Raw genomic sequence first — 17,622 nt, 5'->3', positions numbered from 1 at the left:
CCGTGCAATATGGCAACGACCGACGAGTCGATCTCGCCGGACCGGCTCTACGAGCGCATCGAGCGCGGCGAGGGCGTGAGCGTCCTCGACGTGCGGGACCGCGACGAGTTCGAGGCGTGGCACATCGACGGCGACGGCGTCGACGCCGTCCAGATCCCTGAGATGCGATTCGTGCAGGCCGAGATTCAGGGCACGACGGCCGACCTCGTCGACGACCTCGCCGAGCCGATCACCGTCGTCTGCGCCCGCGGCCGAGCCAGCGACGAGATCGCAGGCCAACTCCGCGACGCCGGCGTCGACGCGGTCAACCTCGCCGAGGGGATGAACGGCTGGGCGCGCGTCTACGACGCCGACGAACTCGCTATCGACGCCGACGCCGAGGTGCTCCAGTACCGCCGACCGGCCAGCGGCTGTCTGGGCTATCTAGTGGTCAGCGGCGACGAAGCGGCGGTGATCGACCCGCTGCGGGCGTTCGCCGGGCGGTACGTGGCCGACGCCGAGGACCGTGGCGCCGACCTCGTCGCCGCCGTCGACACGCACGTCCACGCCGACCACGTCAGCGGCGTCCGGGCCGTCGCCGACGCCGCGGACGCCGCGGCGTGGCTGCCCGCCGGCGCCGAGGACCGCGGGTTGGCGTTCGAGGCGAATCTGTACGAGGACGGCGACCGCCTTCGGGTCGGGGACGCCGACATCGAGGCGATCCACGCGCCGGGCCACACCAGCGAGTTGTGCGTTCTGCGCGTCGGGGGGACGCTGTTTTCGGCCGACACGCTCTTTCTCGACGGCGTCGGCCGGCCGGATCTCGAACGCGGCGCGGACGGCGCCCGCGATCTCGCCGCCGATCTCTACGACACGCTCCACGAGCGCCTGCTCGATCTGCCCGACGACACGCTCGTCGCGCCGGGCCACTACGGCGACGCCGACGAGGCGGGCGAGGACGACCTGTTCACGGCACGCCTCGGCGACCTCGCAGACAGGCTCGACGCGCTGTCGATGGACCGCGAGTCGTTCGTCGAGTTTGCCGTCGAGAACCTATCGCCGCGACCGGCCAACCACGAGCAGATCGTCGCGGCGAACCTCGGGCGCGACGAACTACCCGACGAAGAGGCGTTCGAGGCGGAGCTGGGGCCGAACAACTGCGCGGTGGCAGACGCCGGCTGACGGCGTCGCTGTTGGACGAGGAAACGGCGAGAAGAACGGTCGGCGTCAGTCGTCCGCGGTGGCGGTCGCGTCGGAATCGCCGGCGACGACGGCGTCGTCCTCGATGCTCGGCGGGTACTTGCCGCGGTCGAGTTTGAGATCGGAGTTCGGGCGGGCCATGCAGGTCAGCGCGTACTCCTCGGCCTCCTCGTCGGTCAGGCCGCGGGCGGCGGGCTGGGTGACCTCGCCCTCGACGATCTTCGCGGAGCAGGCCAGACACATCCCGACCCGGCAGGAGTACTCCTGAGCGATCCCGGCCTCGATGCAGCGGCTCAGGATCGTCTCCGTGTCGGACACCGTGACCTCCTCGCCGGTGCCGACGAACTCGACGGTGTAGTCGGTCATACTCGGTCGCTACGGAGGACCTCCGTAAAACTCTTTATCACAATCTGTCCTGTCGGGATCGACTGAATATCGTCCCCGGATCGGACTCGACTGACTACGCTTCGGCGTCGACACGGTGCTCCGCGAGGGCGTCGAGCCAGTCCTCGGGGATCGGGGTCGGGTCGCCGCCGTCGAGGATCACCTGCGTCGTTCGGCCCGAGGCCGCGGGCTCGCCGCCGGCGCGGATGTCGTAAGCCAGCGTCAGGCTCGTCTCGCCGATCTCGACGACGCCGACGCCGATCTCGACCTCGTCGGTCAGTTGGATCGGGCGCTCGTAGTCGACTTCGAGGTTGACGATCACGGTGTCGATCCGGAGTTGGCCCACCGCGTCCCGGAAAAAGCGCATCCGGGCCTGCTCCATGTACGTCGCGTGGACGGCGTGGTTGACGTGTTCGTAGGTGTCGATGTCGCTGTACCGGGGCTCGACCGTCGTGGTGAATCCGAACTCGCTCACGTCACCGGGGACGCCGCTGACCGACTAATAGGTTCGTCATCGGGCCGAACCGTCTGCGATCGGTTCCGGCATCGAGACGCCGACAGAAAAAAGGTTTTCACGGTGGGGCGTCGAGCCGTTTGCATGACTACCCAGCAGTACGATTTCGTCGTCGTCGGGGCCGGAACGTCCGGCTGCTACGCCGCGGCGACGGCCGCTCGGGCGGGCCACGACGCCGTCGTCATCGAGCGGAAGGACGCCGAGGAAGCCGGCCACATCGCCTGTGGCGACGCGCTCAAGGGTGCGTCGGCGTTCCCCGACGCCATCCCCAAATCGCAGATCGAACCCGCGTTCACGAACACCGATGTCGATCACGGCCGCTTCGAGATTCCCCAAGAGGACACCGTGCTGGAGATCCCGGTGCCGGGCGAACTCGCCGTCATCGACCGCTGGGAGTACGGACGGCTCGTCATCGAGGGCGCCGAGGACGCCGGCGCGGAGTTCCACTACGACACCGTCGTCAAGGATGTCAATCAGGACGACGACGGGCGCGTCACCGGCGTCGATGCGGTCCGCAAGGGCGATCCCGTCACCTACGAGGCCGAGATCGTCGTCGACGCCGCCGGCGCGCTGTCGATTCTGCAGGACAAGGCCGACCTCGACGGCGCCACGTTCGACCAGAACGTCAACTACTCGCAGTTCTGCTCGGCCTACCGCGAGATCGTCCACGTCGACGAACCCGTCGAGTGGGACGACGCCTTGGTGTTCAAGCCCACCGAGCGCGCTGCCGGGTACCTGTGGTACTTCCCGCGGACCGACACCGAGATCAACGCCGGGCTGGGCTTCCAGATGACCGAGGAGCCGATGCAGCTCGTCGACGACCTCAAGGAGGATTTGCGCGAGCGCGAGGAGTTCGAGGGCGCCGAAGTCGAGGACAAACTCGGCGCGGCACTGCCGACGCGGCGTCCCTACGACTCCGCGGTGGCGCCCGGTTTCGTCGCGGTCGGCGACGCCGCTGGCCACGTCAACCCCACCACCGGCGGCGGCATCGCCGGCGCGGCCTACGCCGGTCAGTACGCCGCCGAAACCGCGATCGACGCGCTCGCCAACGGCGGCCCCACCGAGGAAGCGCTCTGGGAGTACAACGAGCGCGTGATGGACCACTTCGGCGCCAGATACGCCGCGCTGGACGTGTACAACATCCTCTCGACGGCCGTCGACACCGACGAGATGATGAGCCTGCTGGCGGCCCTGCCCGGCGAGAAGATCGCCGAGTCGCTGTACGCCGGCTCGACCTCGCTCTCGCCGTCGGTGGTCCTCAAGACCGCGATCAAGAGCTTCGGCCACTGGGGCGACATCTACAACCTCTACCAGACGAAACAGCGCGCCGACGCCATCCTCGACCACTACGAGTCCTACCCCTCCAGCCCCGAGGGGTTCCCGGCGTGGCAGTCCCGCCGCGACGACCTGATGGACCGGGTCTACGAGACGACCGGCGCCGATCCGAAGTACTGAGCACGGCGCCAGCCCGACAGAGTACTGAGCACGGCGCCAGCCCGACAGAGTACTGAGCACGGCGTCAGCCCGACAGGTTTCTTTTTATCGCGGGCGCGTCAACTGGCACGAACATGCAACGCAGTTCCTCCCGTCGGCGAGTGCTGACCGCGGCGGGATCGGTCGGTCTCGTCGCGCTCGCGGGCTGTTCCGGCAGCACCGACGACACCGACGATCCCGAGAACAACGAAGCCGCACCCGTCAACGAGTCCGACGACGACGGCACCGAGAACGCGACCGATGCCGGCAACGACACGACGGGCGACGAGACGCCGACGATGCCCGAGCCCGTCGACTGGACCGGCGAAGATCGCGGCACCGTCGAAGTCGGGCCGAGCGGCGAGTTCGTCTTCGAGCCCGACGCCGTCCGAATCACGCCGGGGACGACGGTGCGATGGCTCTGGCAGTCGGACCTCCACAACGTCGTCCCGGTCGAACAACCGGATGCCGCGGACTGGGCCGGCGAGGAGGACCTCTACGACGACGGCCACAGCTACGAGTTCACCTTCGAGACGCTAGGCACCTACGAGTACGTGTGCGAGCCACACGAGGGGGCGGGGATGCGGGGCTGGATCGTCGTCGAGGACTAGGTCTCGGCGATCCGCTCGACGGCGTCGGCCAGCACGTCGACGCCGATCTGCAAACTCTCCTCGTCGACGTCGAACGTCGCGGTGTGGTGGCCGCCCGGATGGTCCGTTCCGACGCCGACGTAGGCCGCCAGCCCGCCGTTTTCTTGGACTTCGCGCATGAGATACGTGGCGTCCTCGCTGCCGCCCAGCGGCGCGCGCTCGACGACCTGTTCGACGCCGGCGACGCCCGGTGCGACCGCGGCGACGGCGTCGACGAGCGCCTGATCGCTCTCGGCGCTGGGTGCGCTCGGCCCGACGTGGAGTTCGGACTCGCAGTCGTACATTCCGGCGGCGTTCTCGATCACGCGCTCGGCTTCGGCGATCACGTAGTCCCGCAGTTCGGAGGTCTCGCCGCGGACCTCGCCCTCGATGGTCGCGCGCTCTGCGATGATATTCGAGGCACTGCCGCCCTCGATCCGGCCGGCGTTCACTCGGGTCCCGCCGTCGGCGTGGCGCGGGATCGCGTAGAGATTCTGGACGGCCGCCGCGAGCGCTTGGTTGGCGTTCCGGCCCCGTTCGGGGTTGGCGCCGGCGTGGGCCGACTCGCCGCGGAACTCGGCGGTCAGGTGCGAGACCGCGAGAAAGTCGTCGATGCCGGCGACGATCTCGCCGGTGGGATGGTCGAGACCGATGTGCATCGCCAGCAGATAGTCCACGTCGTCGAGGTGGCCGCTGTTTGCCATCGCCTTGCCGCCGCCGATCACCTCCTCGGCGGGCTGGAAGAACAGCTTGAACGTCCCCGAGAAGTCGCTGTCGGCGATCCGTTCGAGGACGCCGAGGCCGATCGTCGCGTGGGCGTCGTGACCGCAGGCGTGCATCGCGTCGTGGATCGACCGGAACCCCTCGGCGGCGGGGTGGTGGTCGGCGCCGTCGGCTTCCTCGCGGGGCAGGGCGTCGATATCGACCCGGAGACCGATCGTCGGCCCCTCGCCGCGCTCCAGAACGGCGACGGCGCCGGTGGTGCCGCCGCGTAGCTGGTCGAGGATCGAGGGGTCGCTTCCCTCGCGCTCGGCGAGGGCGGCCTCGGCTTGGGCGTGCCACCGCTCCAGTTCGGCGTCGTCGGGGACGGCGCTTCGGCTGTCGGCGTCGATAGCGTCGGGACCGACGTACAGGTCGTCGACGCCGATCCGTTCGATCTCTTCGACGATGCGGGCGGTCGTGTAGAACTCGCACCACGCGGGCTCGGGCCTGCGGTGGAGATCACGTCGCAACTCGACCAACCGATCGCGCTCGGAAAGCGTGCTCATACCCGATTCGTAGCGCGGCGAGCACTTGAAGCCACCCCGGGACGCCGGAGCCGAACGGCGTCGACCACGAAACATCGCCGGAGATTCACTGCGGAACGCCGCCGTCGAGCCACAGCCGACGAGCCAGCACGGTCCGACGTATTTCAGTCGGGTCGTGGTACGGTCGACCATGCGACCACGAGCGAGCCGCAGACGGTTCCTTGCGATCGGCGTCGCCGCGGGAGCAGTGGGGGGCGCCGGCTGTGCAGCCCAGCAGACCGGCGGCCCGTCCGACGGCGACGGCGCTGACGACGGCAGCCAAAATACAGACGCGCAGTTGCCGAATGCGGTCGGCGTCGAACCGATCGTCACCGGGTTGGAACAGCCGGTCGACGCCGCGTTCGCGCCCGACGCCGATCGCCGGTACGTCGTCGAGCGCGACGGCGTCGTGTACGTCCACGAGGCCGACGGCCTGCGCGAGACGCCGTTTCTCGACCTGCGCGAGTCGATCGTGACCGGCGGCGAGCGCGGCCTGCTCGGGCTCACGCTCCACCCCGAGTTCGCCCAGAACCGGCGGCTGTTCGTCCGGTACAGCGCGCCGGTCCGCGAGGGGACGCCCGCCGACTACAGCCACACCGGCGTCCTCGCTGAGTTTCGGGCGGCTGCGGACGGACGGAGCGTCGAACCGGGCTCCGAACGCACGATCTTGGAGTTGCCACAGCCCGGCCCGGTGCACAACGCCGGCGATCTAGCGTTCGGACCGGAAGGACTGCTCTACGTCCCAAACGGCACCAGCGGCGGCGGCGAGGCCGCACAGAACGTCAGCGACAACTACCTCGGCTGCCTCCTGCGGATCGACGTGGACGCCGGCGGAGCGGGCGCGTACGGGGTTCCCGAGGACAACCCGCTGGTCGGGCGCGCGGGCCGCGAGGAGTACTACGCGTGGGGTTTTCGCAACCCGTGGCGGCTCTCCTTCGACGGCGACGACCTGTACGTCGCCGATGTCGGGCACAACCGCTACGAGGAGGTGAACCTCGTCGAGAAGGGCGGCAACTACGGCTGGAACGTCAAGGAAGGCACCCACTGCTTCCGGGCCGAGGAGTGTCCCGACGGGACGCCCGAGGACGTTCGGGGCGGCGAGCCCTTCCTCGATCCGATCGTCGAGTATCCCCACTCGGGGGCGCCCGTCAGCGGCGCCGCGGTGATCGGCGGCGCCGTCTACCGAGGCTCGGCGGTGCCGGAGCTACAGGGCGTCTACGTCTTCGGCGACTTTCAGGCACAGGGGCGGCTGTTCGCCGCGACGCCGTCGGACGCCGACCAGTGGCCGACCGGCGTCGTCGAGATCAGTGAGGGCGACCGACTCCAGTATCTCCTCGCGTTCGAGCGATACGAGGGCGAGGTGTACGCACTCGGCACCGGACGGGACGGTGGCGGCCTGTTCCGGATCGCCGCAAGTGCGTGAGAAAGGATCGCAGAAGCGTCGTTACGCGCCCGAGCCGACTTGGGTGATCTGCTCGACCTCGACCTCGACGTGGATCGGGTCGGGGAACTCGCGGGCCGCGATTCGGCGCGCCAGCTCGTCGTGACCCACGATCTCGACCTCGCGGCTGTAGACGGTGTAGTCCCACGAGCCCAGATGGCCGTCGCCGGTCGTGTCCTTCGAGAGGGGAACCTGCATCCGCTGGGTGGTCTTGGAGTGCGGTCCGCGGAGTTCGGCGCCCTTGCGTTCGGCGGTCGATTTGATGTCCTCGACTTCGTTGTCGAGCACGGCCCGGTCCCCGCTCTGGAGTCGGAGTTTCGTGACGAAGGTCATAGTAGCCTACTCTTCGACGCTCCGGGACTAAAAATCCCGCCTATCGGCCGCGAGACGCCTGTGACCCGTTATCACGGTGAGTGATTGTTCCGTCCGACCGGACGAAACGGGGATGGGGTGACCCCACCGACTCCCGTGTGTCGCGGTGTCGTCGACCGCACCGAATCGCCCCGCGAGCGGTCCCGCGTCCGATATTCACTTAACGCATGGCCGATTACGTACGGCTAATGACGGTTGAAGCGACGAGCGCGGGCGCGATCCTCTTTCGGGATACGCGCGGCCGCCGGGAGTACCTCCTCCTCAAGAGCCGCCCCGGGGACTGGGAGTTCCCCAAAGGCGGCGTGGAGGGTGACGAGGAACTCCAGCAGACGGCCATCCGAGAGGTCACCGAGGAGGCGGGAATCTCCGATTTCCGACTGCTCGACGGCTTCCGCAAGGACTACGACTACGTATTCGAGGCGAATGGTAAGACGATCCACAAGACGGTCCACCTGTTCGTGGCCAAATCGTTCGAGGCCAGCGCGGAGTTGTCCCACGAACACCGGGACCTCCAGTGGCGAGACTACGAGCAAGCGATCAACACGATCACGCAGGACGGCCCTCGCGAGATTCTCGAGGACGCACACGTGTTCTTAGACGAGCGCGAAGAAGACGAGGAGTGATCGCCGCTCGCTGATCGGCTGCGACGCGTCGGCGTCCGTCGGAACGGCCGGCGGCGCGACGCCGTTAGCTATCGCTCTCTTCGGGGTCGAACTCCAGCGCGGCGGAGTTGATGCAGTAGCGCTGGCCGGTCGGCTCGGGACCGTCCGAAAAGACGTGACCGAGGTGACCGCCACAGCGCGAGCAGATCACTTCCGTCCGACTCATCCCGTGGCTGTCGTCGTGGCGCGTCTCGACGCTGTCCTCGTCGGCGACATCGTAGAAACTCGGCCACCCGCTGTTGGAGTTGAATTTGGTATCGGAGTCGAACAGCGTCTGGCCACAGCCGGCACACTCGAAGGAGCCGTCGTCTTTGACATCGAGCAGATCGCCGCTGAATTTCGGCTCGGTGCCGGCTTCGCGCAGGATGCGGTACTCCTCGTCGTCGAGGCGCTCGCGCCACTCCTCGTCGCTCTCGGGCAGGTCGTCGGCGGATTCCTGAGACATGGTCGGGAGTTAGGCACCCGCGAGGAAAGGCGTGTCGGCGCCGGCACGGTGCTCGGCGCCGCGACAGACTGCCGGCCAGCGGCGTCGCCGCGACCGAACCCGTTTTTGCGCCGCGACGGTTATCGGCGCGCATGGACAGGAGCGAGGCGTTAGACCGCGCCGCCGAGATCGTCGACGCCGTCGAGAACGAGCAGATGCCGGTGCCAGTCCGGGAGGTCTGGGTGTACGGCGACGTGGCGCTCGGCCTCGATCCGATCGACCGGCTGGACGTGTACCTCGCCAAAGATGTCCTCTTTGGGGGCGATGCCGACCGCTCCGAGGAGTTCGTCGACTCCCACGGGATCGAGGGCGTCGGCAAGAGCGTCCGCGCCGAGTGGGCCGAAGAGCACCCCGAGCACCTCCGGGCCAACGCCAACGGCCACGCCGCCCCCGAGAAGTGCCTCGCGGCCCACCTGCTCGACGACGGCGAGCCGATCCATCTGGAGGTCTGTAACGCCAGTTTCGACGACAACGTCACCCGCCGTCTCGAAGGCGCCAAAGCACGGGAAGACTGGGAGAAGCTGCTCGATCCGCGGGCGGCCTGCCTCTGGGCCGAGGGGACCCGAAGCGACGAGGCGATGCGAAAGCTCCGCGAGAGCGAACTGCCGTTCCCGACGCTCTCGGAATCGCTGGAGATGCTCGGCTTGGACGAGGACGACGCCGAAGACGCCGCCCAGACCCTCCACGAGTGGCGCGCCGAGCAAGAGGGGGCGACGGTTCGCGGCGACGTAGTCTGAGCCGGCGGGTCAGCCGCCGATGCCGAACATGCCGCCGCTGTCGTCCTCGTCGTCGGTGTCCTCTTTGTCGTCCGACTCCTCCTCGCGCTGCTCGCGCACCTTGTCCATCGTCGCCTTGAACGCGGCTTCCATCTCATCGTCGTCGGTCTGTTCCTCGGCGGCGTCCTCGGCCTGCGTCGGGTCGTTATCACCGGTGTGTTCGTTTTCTTGATCGGTCCCGTCAGGACGCCGACCGTCGTCTACGTGCTCGGAATCGGCAGCCTCAGCGCCCTCCTCGCTCCCCTGTAGGTTGCTCTCGGCTGGGGATCCGTCGCCGTCGTCGCTGCTCGACGCCGACCCGTCGTCCCACGAGAACTCGTTTGCTGTCGTGTTGTCTGCTTCGGCCGTCGCCGCCGTGGCGTCGTCAGCTGTTCCGTCGGAGTCGATACCGTCGGGCGCTGTGTCGTCGCCGGCGTCGTCACCATCGGCGTCATCTGGCGTCTCGTCGCCGTCGTCGTCACCCGTCGTAGGCTCTTCTTCGGCGACGCCGTCCGGCGCCACAGCAGCGACCGGCTCCTCGCCGGCGTCCTCGTCTGCCGCGGCCGCCGTGGCGGGGGACTCCTCGTCGACCGGCGTCTCGCTTGGCTCCGAATCCGGACTCTCGTCAGTCCCACTACCGACAGTTTGCTCGGCGCTCTCGGACGCCGATTCCGCCGCGGCGTCCTGCCGGGCGGTCGAATCGGAGCCGTTGGCGCCAGTCTCGTCGGCCACGCCGGGGTCCGTCGCGTCGGATGCGCCCGGTTGCTCGTAGGCGACCGGCTCGCCGTCGAAGTCGCCGGCGGCGAGTCGCTCCGCAAGCTGCCAGTACACCATCGCCGCCGGACTATCGGGATCGTGACGGAGCAAGGAGGTGCCAGCGTCGGCGCTCTCGCGCACGGCGCCGTCCTCTGGCACGAGCGCGAGCACGTCCGAGTCGAGCGCGTCGGCCGCCGCTCGGTGGTCGATCTCGGTGCCGTCGGGGACCTTCGTGAACGCCGTCCCGAGCACGTCGGCGCCGTGATAGCGCGCGACCGTCGCGGCGTCGGCGACCGCGGCGATGGCGTCGTTCGCGGGAGTGGTGGTGAGCACCACGCCGTCGACCCGTTCGAGTGCGAACGCGGCGGCGGTGCCCGCGGTGGTACCCAAATCGACCAGCACGATATCGAAGCGCTCGCGGACGCGGTCAGCCGCCCGGACGAGCGCGTGCGAGCGAACGTCGGTCGGGTGCGGCACGGCGTCGTCACCGGGCAGCACCTGCAGGCCGTGGGCCGTCTCGACCAGCGCGTCGTCGAGGTCGGCGTCGCCGCCGACCACGTCCCCCAGCGTCGCGTCGGCGTCACCGAGGCCGAGCGTCGCACCGACGCCGTCACCTGCAAAGTCGGCGTCGATCACGGCGACGCGACGAGCTTGCTCGGCCAGCGAGGTTCCCAGCGCGACGGCCGTCGCGGTCGCCCCCACGTCGTCTTTCCCCCCGAGAATCGCGTAGACGGTTCCGGTCATCGCTGTTGGCATCTCGGCGGCCGATAATAAAGTGTGGTGCGGCAGGCACACCGCCGCCGCGCGGCGGGTGGCCGTCAGCCCGATTGCTCGACCGACCCAACAGTGACGAAAAAGGGAACCGTCTCGCGGCGGCGGTACTCGCCGTCGGCCATCTGCCCGACGACCTCGCGGCCCATCTCGCGCCACCGGCTCCGAAGGTCGTCGTACTCTGCCTCGGTGAGATCCCCAGCCAGCATCGTCGGGAGATCGTCGGCCAGCCCCTCGCCCGTGGCCTTGCGCTTGGCGGCGTCGATGTCGCGCTCGGAGTAGGGCGGCTCGACGGACTGTACGTGGTCGTACCGGCGCGTCGTCGAGTCCTCGATTCCGGCGTCCTCGAACGCCGCGCGGGTGCCGGCGCCGCCCAGAGTCACGTCGGTGCCGACGCCGTCGAGGTAGGCCCGCCGCGCTCGGTCGGCCAGTCCGGATTCGGCGTCGACGCTGGATTCGACGGTGACGGCGCCGTTGTCCGGTTCGACCGCCGCGACGCGGTGGCGGGCGACGCGGGCGAACTCCCGGACTGCGGCGGCGGGATCGGGCAGGTTGATCAGCAGGGCCTGACAGACCACCAGATCGAACGAATCATCGGCGAACGGAAGCCGCGTCGCGTCGCCGGCCGCCGTCGGGACGCGCTCGCCGGCCACGTCGAGCAGCGACGGATCGGCGTCGACGCCGACCACCTCGCCGCCGGTCTCCTCGGACAGCACCGCCGAGAGTTCGCCGGTTCCACAGCCAACGTCGAGCACCGAGTCCCAGCGGTCGAGATCGAGCGGTGCCAGCGCCTCTCGGGAGTCGTCCCACATCCCCTCCCGGGTTTCGCTGAGGTAGTCTGCCGAGAACTCGCGCACGCCTGTCAGTGGCGTCGGGCGGCAGTTAAGCGGGCCGGTTCGGCGTCGCCGTGGCCGGTGACGTAGTGTGCTGTGACGCCGGTCGGTTCAGTCCCCAGTAAGTTGGTGTTCGACGTACCGCGCGGCGGCATCGAGGGTCCCCTCACTGAGCTCGGTGGTGTGACGCCACTCGTCGACGCCGTCGACGCCGTCGTGTCTGTAGAACGCGTCCGGATCACGACAGCCCCGCCCGGACCACGTGGTCTCGTCCATCGGCGTCGATCGGCCAGCGTAGGCCGTCGCCATCGGCGTCACTTCGGCGATCCCGTCGCCGACGTGCCGGACCGCGCCGAGGTTGTGTTCACAGCTGTGACCGATCACCGCTTCGGCGTCCTCGCCGGTGAGAAACGCGTGGAGCGTCTCGTGGATCGCCATGTTCTTCGTGACCGCACGGCCGTCCCAGCGCTCGGTCGCGCCGACGTTGGCGATCGTGTACGCCCCCTCAGCGGCGGCGGCGACGTCCGAGCGGGTGTACCCGTAGCCGATCCGGAAGTTGAGCGGCTCGGACCACAACAAGAGATGGCAGGCGTGCTCGGCGTCGGGGTCGCGCTCGCGGACCGTCTCGGCGAACCGCTCGATCAACGTCGGGGCGTCCAGACCGGGCGGGAGCGAGACGCCGGCGCCGGCCTCCAGTTTCCAGTCGACGGCCGAGAGCCCGTCGCGCTCGGACTGCGCGTAGGTCGCAACGGCGTCGAGCGCGTCGCCGACGGCGCCGTGGGCTGCGAGCGTCGCCAGCGACCAACCGCTCCAACGATCCGCGGCGCTGGCGAGTCGCGGATACGTCCGCACGCGAAGCGTCGCGTCGGCCTCGCCCGTGGTCATCGGCGCGTGCTCGGGGCTGGGCGCCGACGCTCCGGAGAGTCCCAGCACCTCGTCGGCGGTCGGAGCCAGCGCCGCGGCGCCGAGCGCCGCGAGCACTTCCCGCCGTCCGACGAACCGTCCGTCGTCGCCCGACATACTGTCGAGGTTACGAACCGGGACCTATCAATATGCAGGGCCAAAATGGGCGGTACGTGGCCGTTATCCGACGGTGAATCGGATATGCTTGCACTTCTATCACAGATGCCGGCCGGTTGGCTCGGCCTGCGTTCGGATCGTTCGGCGGCGCGACGCCGCCGCGCGGCCTAGCGGGAATCGCGGTGCGATTCCGACCGGTTCAGTTCCGAAGTTCCCGGACGCGGTCGATGTTCCACTCGAAGCCCTTGCCGTCCTCGTTTGGCGTCTCCAGTACAAGCGGAACGTCAGCAAGGTCGTCGTGGTTGATGATCCGCTCCATCCCCTCCTCGCCGATCAGGCCCTCGCCGATGTGGGCGTGCTCGTCTTTGTTGGTGCCACACTCGTGTTTGGAGTCGTTGAGGTGGATGCACTCCAGGTGATCGAGACCGACGACCTCGTCGAACTCGGCGACGGCATCGTCGACGCCGTCGGCCGTCGAGAGGTCGTAGCCCGCCGCGAACGCGTGGGCCGTGTCGACACAAACGTCGATGTCGAGGTCGGCGCGGTCGATCACGGCCGCGAGGTGCTCGAAGTCGCCGCCGAGCTTGGTGCCGCTGCCGGCGTCGCTCTCGACGAGCACGGTCACGCCGTCGGGCACGTCGAGTTCGTCGAGCGCGCTCGCGGCGTTGTCCAGCCCTTGCTCGACGCCGGCACCGGTGTGAGCGCCCAGATGGACGTTGACGTACTCGATGCCGAGCCGATCGGCGGCGTCGACCTCGGCCTGCATGCTATCGATCGATTTCTCGCGCAGGTCGTCTTTGGGCGTACAGAGGTTGACGAGGTACGACGAGTGGATCACCCACGGGCCGTCGAGCGTTTCGACCGTGCCCTCGCGGAACTGCTCGGCCTCGTCGTCCTCGATGTCGGGCTGTTGCCAGACCTGCGGCGAGGTCGTGAAGATCTGCCCGCAGTTCCCGCCGACGTCGAGTTCGCGCTCGACGGCGTTGTCGACGCCGCCGGCGACCGATACGTGCGCACCGACTCGGAGATCGCTCATGTCGCTGCCGAGGAATCCGACCGGCAAAGAGACTTCGGAACGCCGCGTTGCCACGGCAACAGGCGTGGTACGTCGCGTCGGGGCGGCATCGGGACGGCGCGTTCGACTACTCGACTGCGTCTGGAACGGTCCGTCGGCGCGTCCAGTCGTCGGTTCCGTACTTCTCGGCGGCGAGTTCCCCTGCGCGATCGAGTTCGTCCTCGCGCCACGCGCCCTCGTCGGCGTCGGCCCACTCCGCCAGCGCAGTTTCGAGGGCGTCGACGGCGTCCTCGCGCGTCACGTCGGCGTGCTCGCTGATCGCGGTGACGCGCTCGCGGAACTCCGCGGGCGTCGTCTGTGGATCAGAAAAGACGCCGAGGTGGTCCTCGGTGGCGAGGTCGAACGAGAGCGATCCGTGCTGGATCACGGCGTCACGCTGGCGATACTGGGCGTTCCCGCTGATCTTGCGGCCGTCTGCCAGAATGTCGTGAGCGGGGTGGATCGAACGTAGGTAGCAACAGGGTTGGTGGACGGCGGGCAGTTCCTCGTCGGCGAAGGCTGCCGGGACGCCCAAGCGCTCGAAGGCGTCGAGAACGGGTTCGCAGAGCAGATCGTAGCTATCCATCAGATCGCCCGGCAGTTCGTCAGCCGGCGCGACGATGCTGTAGGAGATGTCCGCGTGTCGGTCGTGATAGATGCCGCCGCCGCCGGTCTGGCGGCGCGTGACGCCGATGTCCCGGCGCTCGCAGTACGCCCAGTCGACCGTGTCGGGATCCTGCCGGTAGCCCAGCGAGAGCGTCGAGGGCTCCCACGAGTACACCCGAACCGTCCGGACGCCGTCCTCGACAGCCGTCTCGGCGGCGACCTCCTCTAGCGCCATCGTCGTCGGGCCGTCGTCGGCGCGCTCGGGGATGAGGCGCCACTCGCGGTCGGCCAGCGCGGTCATGGCTCGGGATACGCTTGCGGGTGCCAAGTCGGTTGCGGCGTCGATCGGGCACGGCGCCCGGCGAGTTTATCAGACGGCGGGCCGTTCGTCGGTGCAAATGAAACTCGGTCGCCTCCGTCATCCGGAGTTTCGGCTCGCCGACGCCGCCCAGCAGTCCGTCGGCGGCATCCTGCTGGCAGGCCCCTTCGTCGTCACCGAGGAGGTCTGGAGTCTCGCGAGCAACATGGACGGTCTCCAGACGCTACTGGTCATCGCACTGACGGCCAGCATCGGCTACGCCGCACTGTATCAGGCCGATACCGGCCGCGATCCCGACAGCGAGATCGAGGTCGCGGGCGTCCCCATCCGGTTCGTCTCGCTGATGCTGGTCGCCTTTGGCTCGGTCGCGCTGCTGGCGATGATCCTCGACGCGCCCGACACGTTCGTCGCTGCGTATCCGAACGGCAGCATGACAGAGGCCATTTGGGTCTCGTTCAAGGCCGTCGCCGTCGGCTCGGTGTTCTCGGTCGTCGGCGCCGCGACCGCCGACAGCGTATTCTGAGTGATGGGGGCTTGGACTCCTCACGCAAGCCTCGAAGGCGAAAAGAGCGTGTGCGACGGCCGATCGGTCAGTCGTCGCCGTCGTCGCTAACGTCGGCGTCGTTGCCATCGCGGTTCCGGGCCGCGAGTGCACCACCGGCAGCGCCCGCGAGTCCGACGCCGACACCGAAGCCGGGTAGGCCGCTGTCGTCCGATTCGTCGTCGGACTCGTCTCCGGAACTGTCGTCGGTATTATCACCTGAACTATCGCCGGACCCGCTGTCGGCGTCGCCGTCCGAACTGTCGCCGGAGCCGTCGTCCGAACTACCATCGGAGCTGTCGTCTCCACTGCCGTCGCCGGAGTTGTCCCCGCCGGAACTGTCGTCGTCCGATCCGTCGTCCGTCCCGGTGTCGTCGCCGCCGTTCGAGAGGCCGTCGGTCGCGGGGTCGAACACCCAGACGCCGTCGTTCGGGTAGGTCCGGTTGTACTGGGCGGCGTCCTCGCACAGCAGGACGCGCCCGTCGGCCAGCACGAGCACGTTGTCGATGTTGATCGGCGCGTCGTCGATCACCGGCTTCGGATCGGAGGCGTCGGCGCCGACGACGACCGGTTCCAGCGTCGAGATGTCGTACTCCGAATCGAGTTCGGCGCGATAGACGACGCCGCCGTCGACTCGCTGGAGCCGGATGTCGCCGGCGTCGTCGCTCATCCCGGCGTTGAGTTCCGAGATACCGAGATAGACGTAATCGCCGGGCTGGGCGCCTTCGACGCTGTCGACGCCCTCGGCCTTGCGAAACTCGACGGTGGCGCCGATCTCCTTGGCCGCGGCGCGGGTTTCGAGGTACGGCACTTTCCGGAGTTCCTCGTCGACGCCGCCGGGGCCGTGCTGCTCGTACTGGCTGGCCCACTCGGTGATCTCCTCGTCGGTGACGTAGTCGCGGTTGCCGTCGCGGGCGACGGCCTCGTCGGCTTCCCGCAGTGCGGCGTCGAGGTCCGACTGCCAGTCGGTCTCGGCGTGGGTTTCGAGGTAATCGATCTGCGTGATCCCGTCGTAGCTGGCGATCCACGACTCGACTTCGGCGTTGCTGGCGTGGCCCAGTTCCAGCCACTCGATCTCCAGATCGACCGCCGCCGGGGGGCGTCCGTCCGCTGCTGCCTGATTTGTGACCTCGGCGACGTACAGCGTGCCGGCCACGTTCATCGGATCGTCGTAGCTCGTGAACTGTTCGTCGGCGACGAACTTGTAGAGGCCCTTGTTCTCGCCGTCGGAGGTGAGGTAGACGGTCCGTTCGTCCTCCTGAAAGTCGGGCGCCTCGAACGCCGCCCGCCCCATACACCAGTGTTTGACCGGCGCGGGATCGTCGGCCGGGTCGCGGATTTCGACGATGTAGCCGTAGCGATACGGGTTGGGATACCCCTCGCCGATCGGCGTCATATCGTTGCTATCGCCGTTCTGATCGACCGGATCGGCGCCGAGGTAGTACGCGAGCAGCTCGACGCCGGTGAGCGCCCAGACGCCCTGCAGGTACCACGAATCGTCGCCGAAGATTTCGTCGATGGCATCTTGGGCGGCCGACGGGTTCGGCCGGTTCCAGAACTCGGCGCCGCCGCGCCGGCCGACGCCGCCGGACTCGACGACCTCACTGGTGGTCGCCGAAGGAGCGAGTCGCGGATGGGCGTAGTTCTCCTCGGCGGACATCGGCGTCGTCCACGGACTCAGGTCGCCGTAGCAGTTGATCCGGGTACCGCCGATGTCTCGGAACGCCTCGTGATTGACCAGATTGGTCGTGTTCTCTAGGTCGGCGCTCCACGTCCCGTCGTCCGATCGACTGATCGGCATCCGCGTGATGCTGCCGGGACTGGTTTCGATGTTGGTGAACAGGTACCCCTCCGTCCCGGCGTCGTTCGTCGGGACGAACTGGTTCATGTCGGGGTTGTAACCGAAGTCTCCGTACCGGCTCCCTGCGAACTCGGCGATATCGGTCCCGTCGGGCGTCTGGGGGTGGCCGAACTTCTCGGCACCGCCGTTGATCTGGTCGCCCTCCTGTGCGAGTTGGTTGTACTCCCCGTCGGCGACTCGGACTGCCGCCTGCTCCGCGTCGGTCTGGGGCTTGGACAGCTCGTCGAAGTCGTCGCTGGTGCCGTCCATCTCGAACTGGAACCCCTCGACGACGCCGACGCCGGCCTTGGCGAAGGGCTCGGGATTGTCGCGGCTGGGGTGTTGATTCGAGAAGAACAGCTCGTTGGTGTCGGTGACGAAGGGGCCCGTGAACTCCGCACCGAACGCGACGTGGGCGAACCGCTTGAGTTCACCGTCGCTCCAAGGGGCATCGGGCGTGTCGTCGTCCTCGCTGGCGCTTGCGAGTCCTGCGGTGGACGCACCGAGTGCTGCGGCGACCGAGGTGGCCATCAGGTTACGGCGGTTGAGTTTAACCATCCACGTTGGCCGTCGACTGACCCTATAAAATCATTTTATAATATTCATAAGTACGAATACATTAGCGAGCAACAGGTCCGTGGCGGTCAGTGGCGGACTGTATCTGTTCGTACCGCTCGACCCCGCGAGGGATCGGCGCGGCTAG

At 68.3% G+C, this 17,622-nt stretch carries 18 protein-coding genes; 7 read left to right on the top strand and 11 right to left on the bottom strand.

Annotated elements, in window-relative coordinates; genetic code table 11:
• The first annotated feature begins 9 nt into the window (after nucleotides 1–9).
• Nucleotides 10–1,161 carry an MBL fold metallo-hydrolase gene (locus CRO01_RS08740; protein ID WP_097008747.1) on the top strand — a complete coding sequence of 384 codons (1,152 nt, stop codon included), beginning with the start codon at nucleotides 10–12 and terminating at the stop codon, nucleotides 1,159–1,161.
• 45 nt (nucleotides 1,162–1,206) lie between these two features.
• Here the strand turns inward: CRO01_RS08740 and CRO01_RS08735 are convergent, their stop codons facing one another.
• The gene (locus CRO01_RS08735) at nucleotides 1,207–1,545 is read right to left on the bottom strand and encodes a 2Fe-2S iron-sulfur cluster-binding protein (RefSeq protein ID WP_097008746.1); all 339 of its coding nucleotides are present in this window, start codon (nucleotides 1,543–1,545) and stop codon (nucleotides 1,207–1,209) included.
• Between the two features lie 94 nt (nucleotides 1,546–1,639).
• Complete coding sequence (locus CRO01_RS08730; RefSeq protein ID WP_097008745.1) at nucleotides 1,640–2,038, bottom strand: acyl-CoA thioesterase; 399 nt, start codon at nucleotides 2,036–2,038, stop codon at nucleotides 1,640–1,642.
• A 123-nt stretch (nucleotides 2,039–2,161) separates the two neighbouring features.
• Here CRO01_RS08730 and CRO01_RS08725 point away from each other — a divergent pair, with 123 nt between their 5' ends.
• Together CRO01_RS08725 and CRO01_RS08720 are read left to right on the top strand one after the other, a co-directional pair.
• The gene (locus CRO01_RS08725) at nucleotides 2,162–3,532 is read left to right on the top strand and encodes a geranylgeranyl reductase family protein (protein WP_097008744.1); all 1,371 of its coding nucleotides are present in this window, start codon (nucleotides 2,162–2,164) and stop codon (nucleotides 3,530–3,532) included.
• A gap of 113 nt (nucleotides 3,533–3,645) precedes the next feature.
• Nucleotides 3,646–4,161: a plastocyanin/azurin family copper-binding protein gene (locus CRO01_RS08720; protein ID WP_097008743.1), complete on the top strand. Its 516-nt coding sequence runs from the start codon at nucleotides 3,646–3,648 to the stop codon at nucleotides 4,159–4,161.
• On the opposite strand, the gene CRO01_RS08715 is transcribed toward CRO01_RS08720, so the two are convergent.
• The gene (locus CRO01_RS08715; RefSeq protein WP_097008742.1) at nucleotides 4,158–5,447 is read right to left on the bottom strand and encodes an amidohydrolase; all 1,290 of its coding nucleotides are present in this window, start codon (nucleotides 5,445–5,447) and stop codon (nucleotides 4,158–4,160) included. The two genes, CRO01_RS08720 and CRO01_RS08715, sit on opposite strands and share 4 nt — an antisense overlap.
• 169 nt (nucleotides 5,448–5,616) lie before the next feature.
• Between CRO01_RS08715 and CRO01_RS08710 the strand changes: the two genes are divergently transcribed.
• Complete coding sequence (locus CRO01_RS08710) at nucleotides 5,617–6,888, top strand: PQQ-dependent sugar dehydrogenase (protein WP_097008741.1); 1,272 nt, start codon at nucleotides 5,617–5,619, stop codon at nucleotides 6,886–6,888.
• Nucleotides 6,889–6,909: 21 nt separating this feature from the next.
• Here the strand turns inward: CRO01_RS08710 and CRO01_RS08705 are convergent, their stop codons facing one another.
• Nucleotides 6,910–7,239, bottom strand: a complete 330-nt coding sequence (locus CRO01_RS08705) for an uS10/mL48 family ribosomal protein (RefSeq protein ID WP_097008740.1) — start codon at nucleotides 7,237–7,239, stop codon at nucleotides 6,910–6,912.
• A 227-nt stretch (nucleotides 7,240–7,466) separates the two neighbouring features.
• On the opposite strand from CRO01_RS08705, the gene CRO01_RS08700 reads away from it, so the two are divergent.
• On the top strand, nucleotides 7,467–7,901 hold the full coding sequence (locus CRO01_RS08700; protein ID WP_097008739.1) for a bis(5'-nucleosyl)-tetraphosphatase: 435 nt from the start codon (nucleotides 7,467–7,469) through the stop codon (nucleotides 7,899–7,901).
• A gap of 64 nt (nucleotides 7,902–7,965) precedes the next feature.
• On the opposite strand, the gene msrB is transcribed toward CRO01_RS08700, so the two are convergent.
• Nucleotides 7,966–8,385: a peptide-methionine (R)-S-oxide reductase MsrB gene (msrB, locus tag CRO01_RS08695; RefSeq protein ID WP_097008738.1), complete on the bottom strand. Its 420-nt coding sequence runs from the start codon at nucleotides 8,383–8,385 to the stop codon at nucleotides 7,966–7,968.
• Between the two features lie 131 nt (nucleotides 8,386–8,516).
• On the opposite strand from msrB, the gene CRO01_RS08690 reads away from it, so the two are divergent.
• Nucleotides 8,517–9,161 (top strand): DUF7095 family protein, encoded by a 645-nt coding sequence (locus CRO01_RS08690; RefSeq protein ID WP_097008737.1) that lies wholly within the window; start codon nucleotides 8,517–8,519, stop codon nucleotides 9,159–9,161.
• A gap of 9 nt (nucleotides 9,162–9,170) precedes the next feature.
• Here CRO01_RS08690 and CRO01_RS08685 read toward each other — a convergent pair whose 3' ends face one another.
• The 5 genes from CRO01_RS08685 to CRO01_RS08665 all read right to left on the bottom strand — a co-directional run bounded on the left by CRO01_RS08685 (nucleotide 9,171) and on the right by CRO01_RS08665 (nucleotide 14,520).
• On the bottom strand, nucleotides 9,171–10,679 hold the full coding sequence (locus CRO01_RS08685) for a P-loop NTPase (RefSeq protein ID WP_179747439.1): 1,509 nt from the start codon (nucleotides 10,677–10,679) through the stop codon (nucleotides 9,171–9,173).
• A gap of 74 nt (nucleotides 10,680–10,753) precedes the next feature.
• A complete protein-coding gene (locus tag CRO01_RS08680; RefSeq protein ID WP_097008735.1) occupies nucleotides 10,754–11,563 on the bottom strand; it encodes a class I SAM-dependent methyltransferase in 810 nt (269 codons plus the stop codon).
• An 87-nt stretch (nucleotides 11,564–11,650) separates the two neighbouring features.
• Nucleotides 11,651–12,559 (bottom strand): hypothetical protein, encoded by a 909-nt coding sequence (locus CRO01_RS08675; protein WP_097008734.1) that lies wholly within the window; start codon nucleotides 12,557–12,559, stop codon nucleotides 11,651–11,653.
• 199 nt (nucleotides 12,560–12,758) lie between these two features.
• On the bottom strand, nucleotides 12,759–13,595 hold the full coding sequence (locus tag CRO01_RS08670; protein WP_097008733.1) for a deoxyribonuclease IV: 837 nt from the start codon (nucleotides 13,593–13,595) through the stop codon (nucleotides 12,759–12,761).
• Nucleotides 13,596–13,701: 106 nt separating this feature from the next.
• Nucleotides 13,702–14,520 (bottom strand): lipoate--protein ligase family protein, encoded by an 819-nt coding sequence (locus CRO01_RS08665; protein WP_097008732.1) that lies wholly within the window; start codon nucleotides 14,518–14,520, stop codon nucleotides 13,702–13,704.
• 97 nt (nucleotides 14,521–14,617) lie between these two features.
• Between CRO01_RS08665 and CRO01_RS08660 the strand changes: the two genes are divergently transcribed.
• Nucleotides 14,618–15,061 (top strand): DUF2391 domain-containing protein, encoded by a 444-nt coding sequence (locus CRO01_RS08660; protein ID WP_097008731.1) that lies wholly within the window; start codon nucleotides 14,618–14,620, stop codon nucleotides 15,059–15,061.
• Nucleotides 15,062–15,128: 67 nt separating this feature from the next.
• Here CRO01_RS08660 and CRO01_RS08655 read toward each other — a convergent pair whose 3' ends face one another.
• Nucleotides 15,129–17,477, bottom strand: a complete 2,349-nt coding sequence (locus CRO01_RS08655; RefSeq protein ID WP_097008730.1) for an alkaline phosphatase PhoX — start codon at nucleotides 17,475–17,477, stop codon at nucleotides 15,129–15,131.
• Between the last annotated feature and the right edge of the window lie 145 nt (nucleotides 17,478–17,622).

The organism is Natronoarchaeum philippinense (assembly GCF_900215575.1).
In the GTDB taxonomy this organism is placed as follows: Archaea; Halobacteriota; Halobacteria; order Halobacteriales; family Natronoarchaeaceae; genus Natronoarchaeum; species Natronoarchaeum philippinense.
Note: the sequence above shows the minus strand (reverse complement) of the source record. Positions and strands in the feature narration are given on the sequence as shown.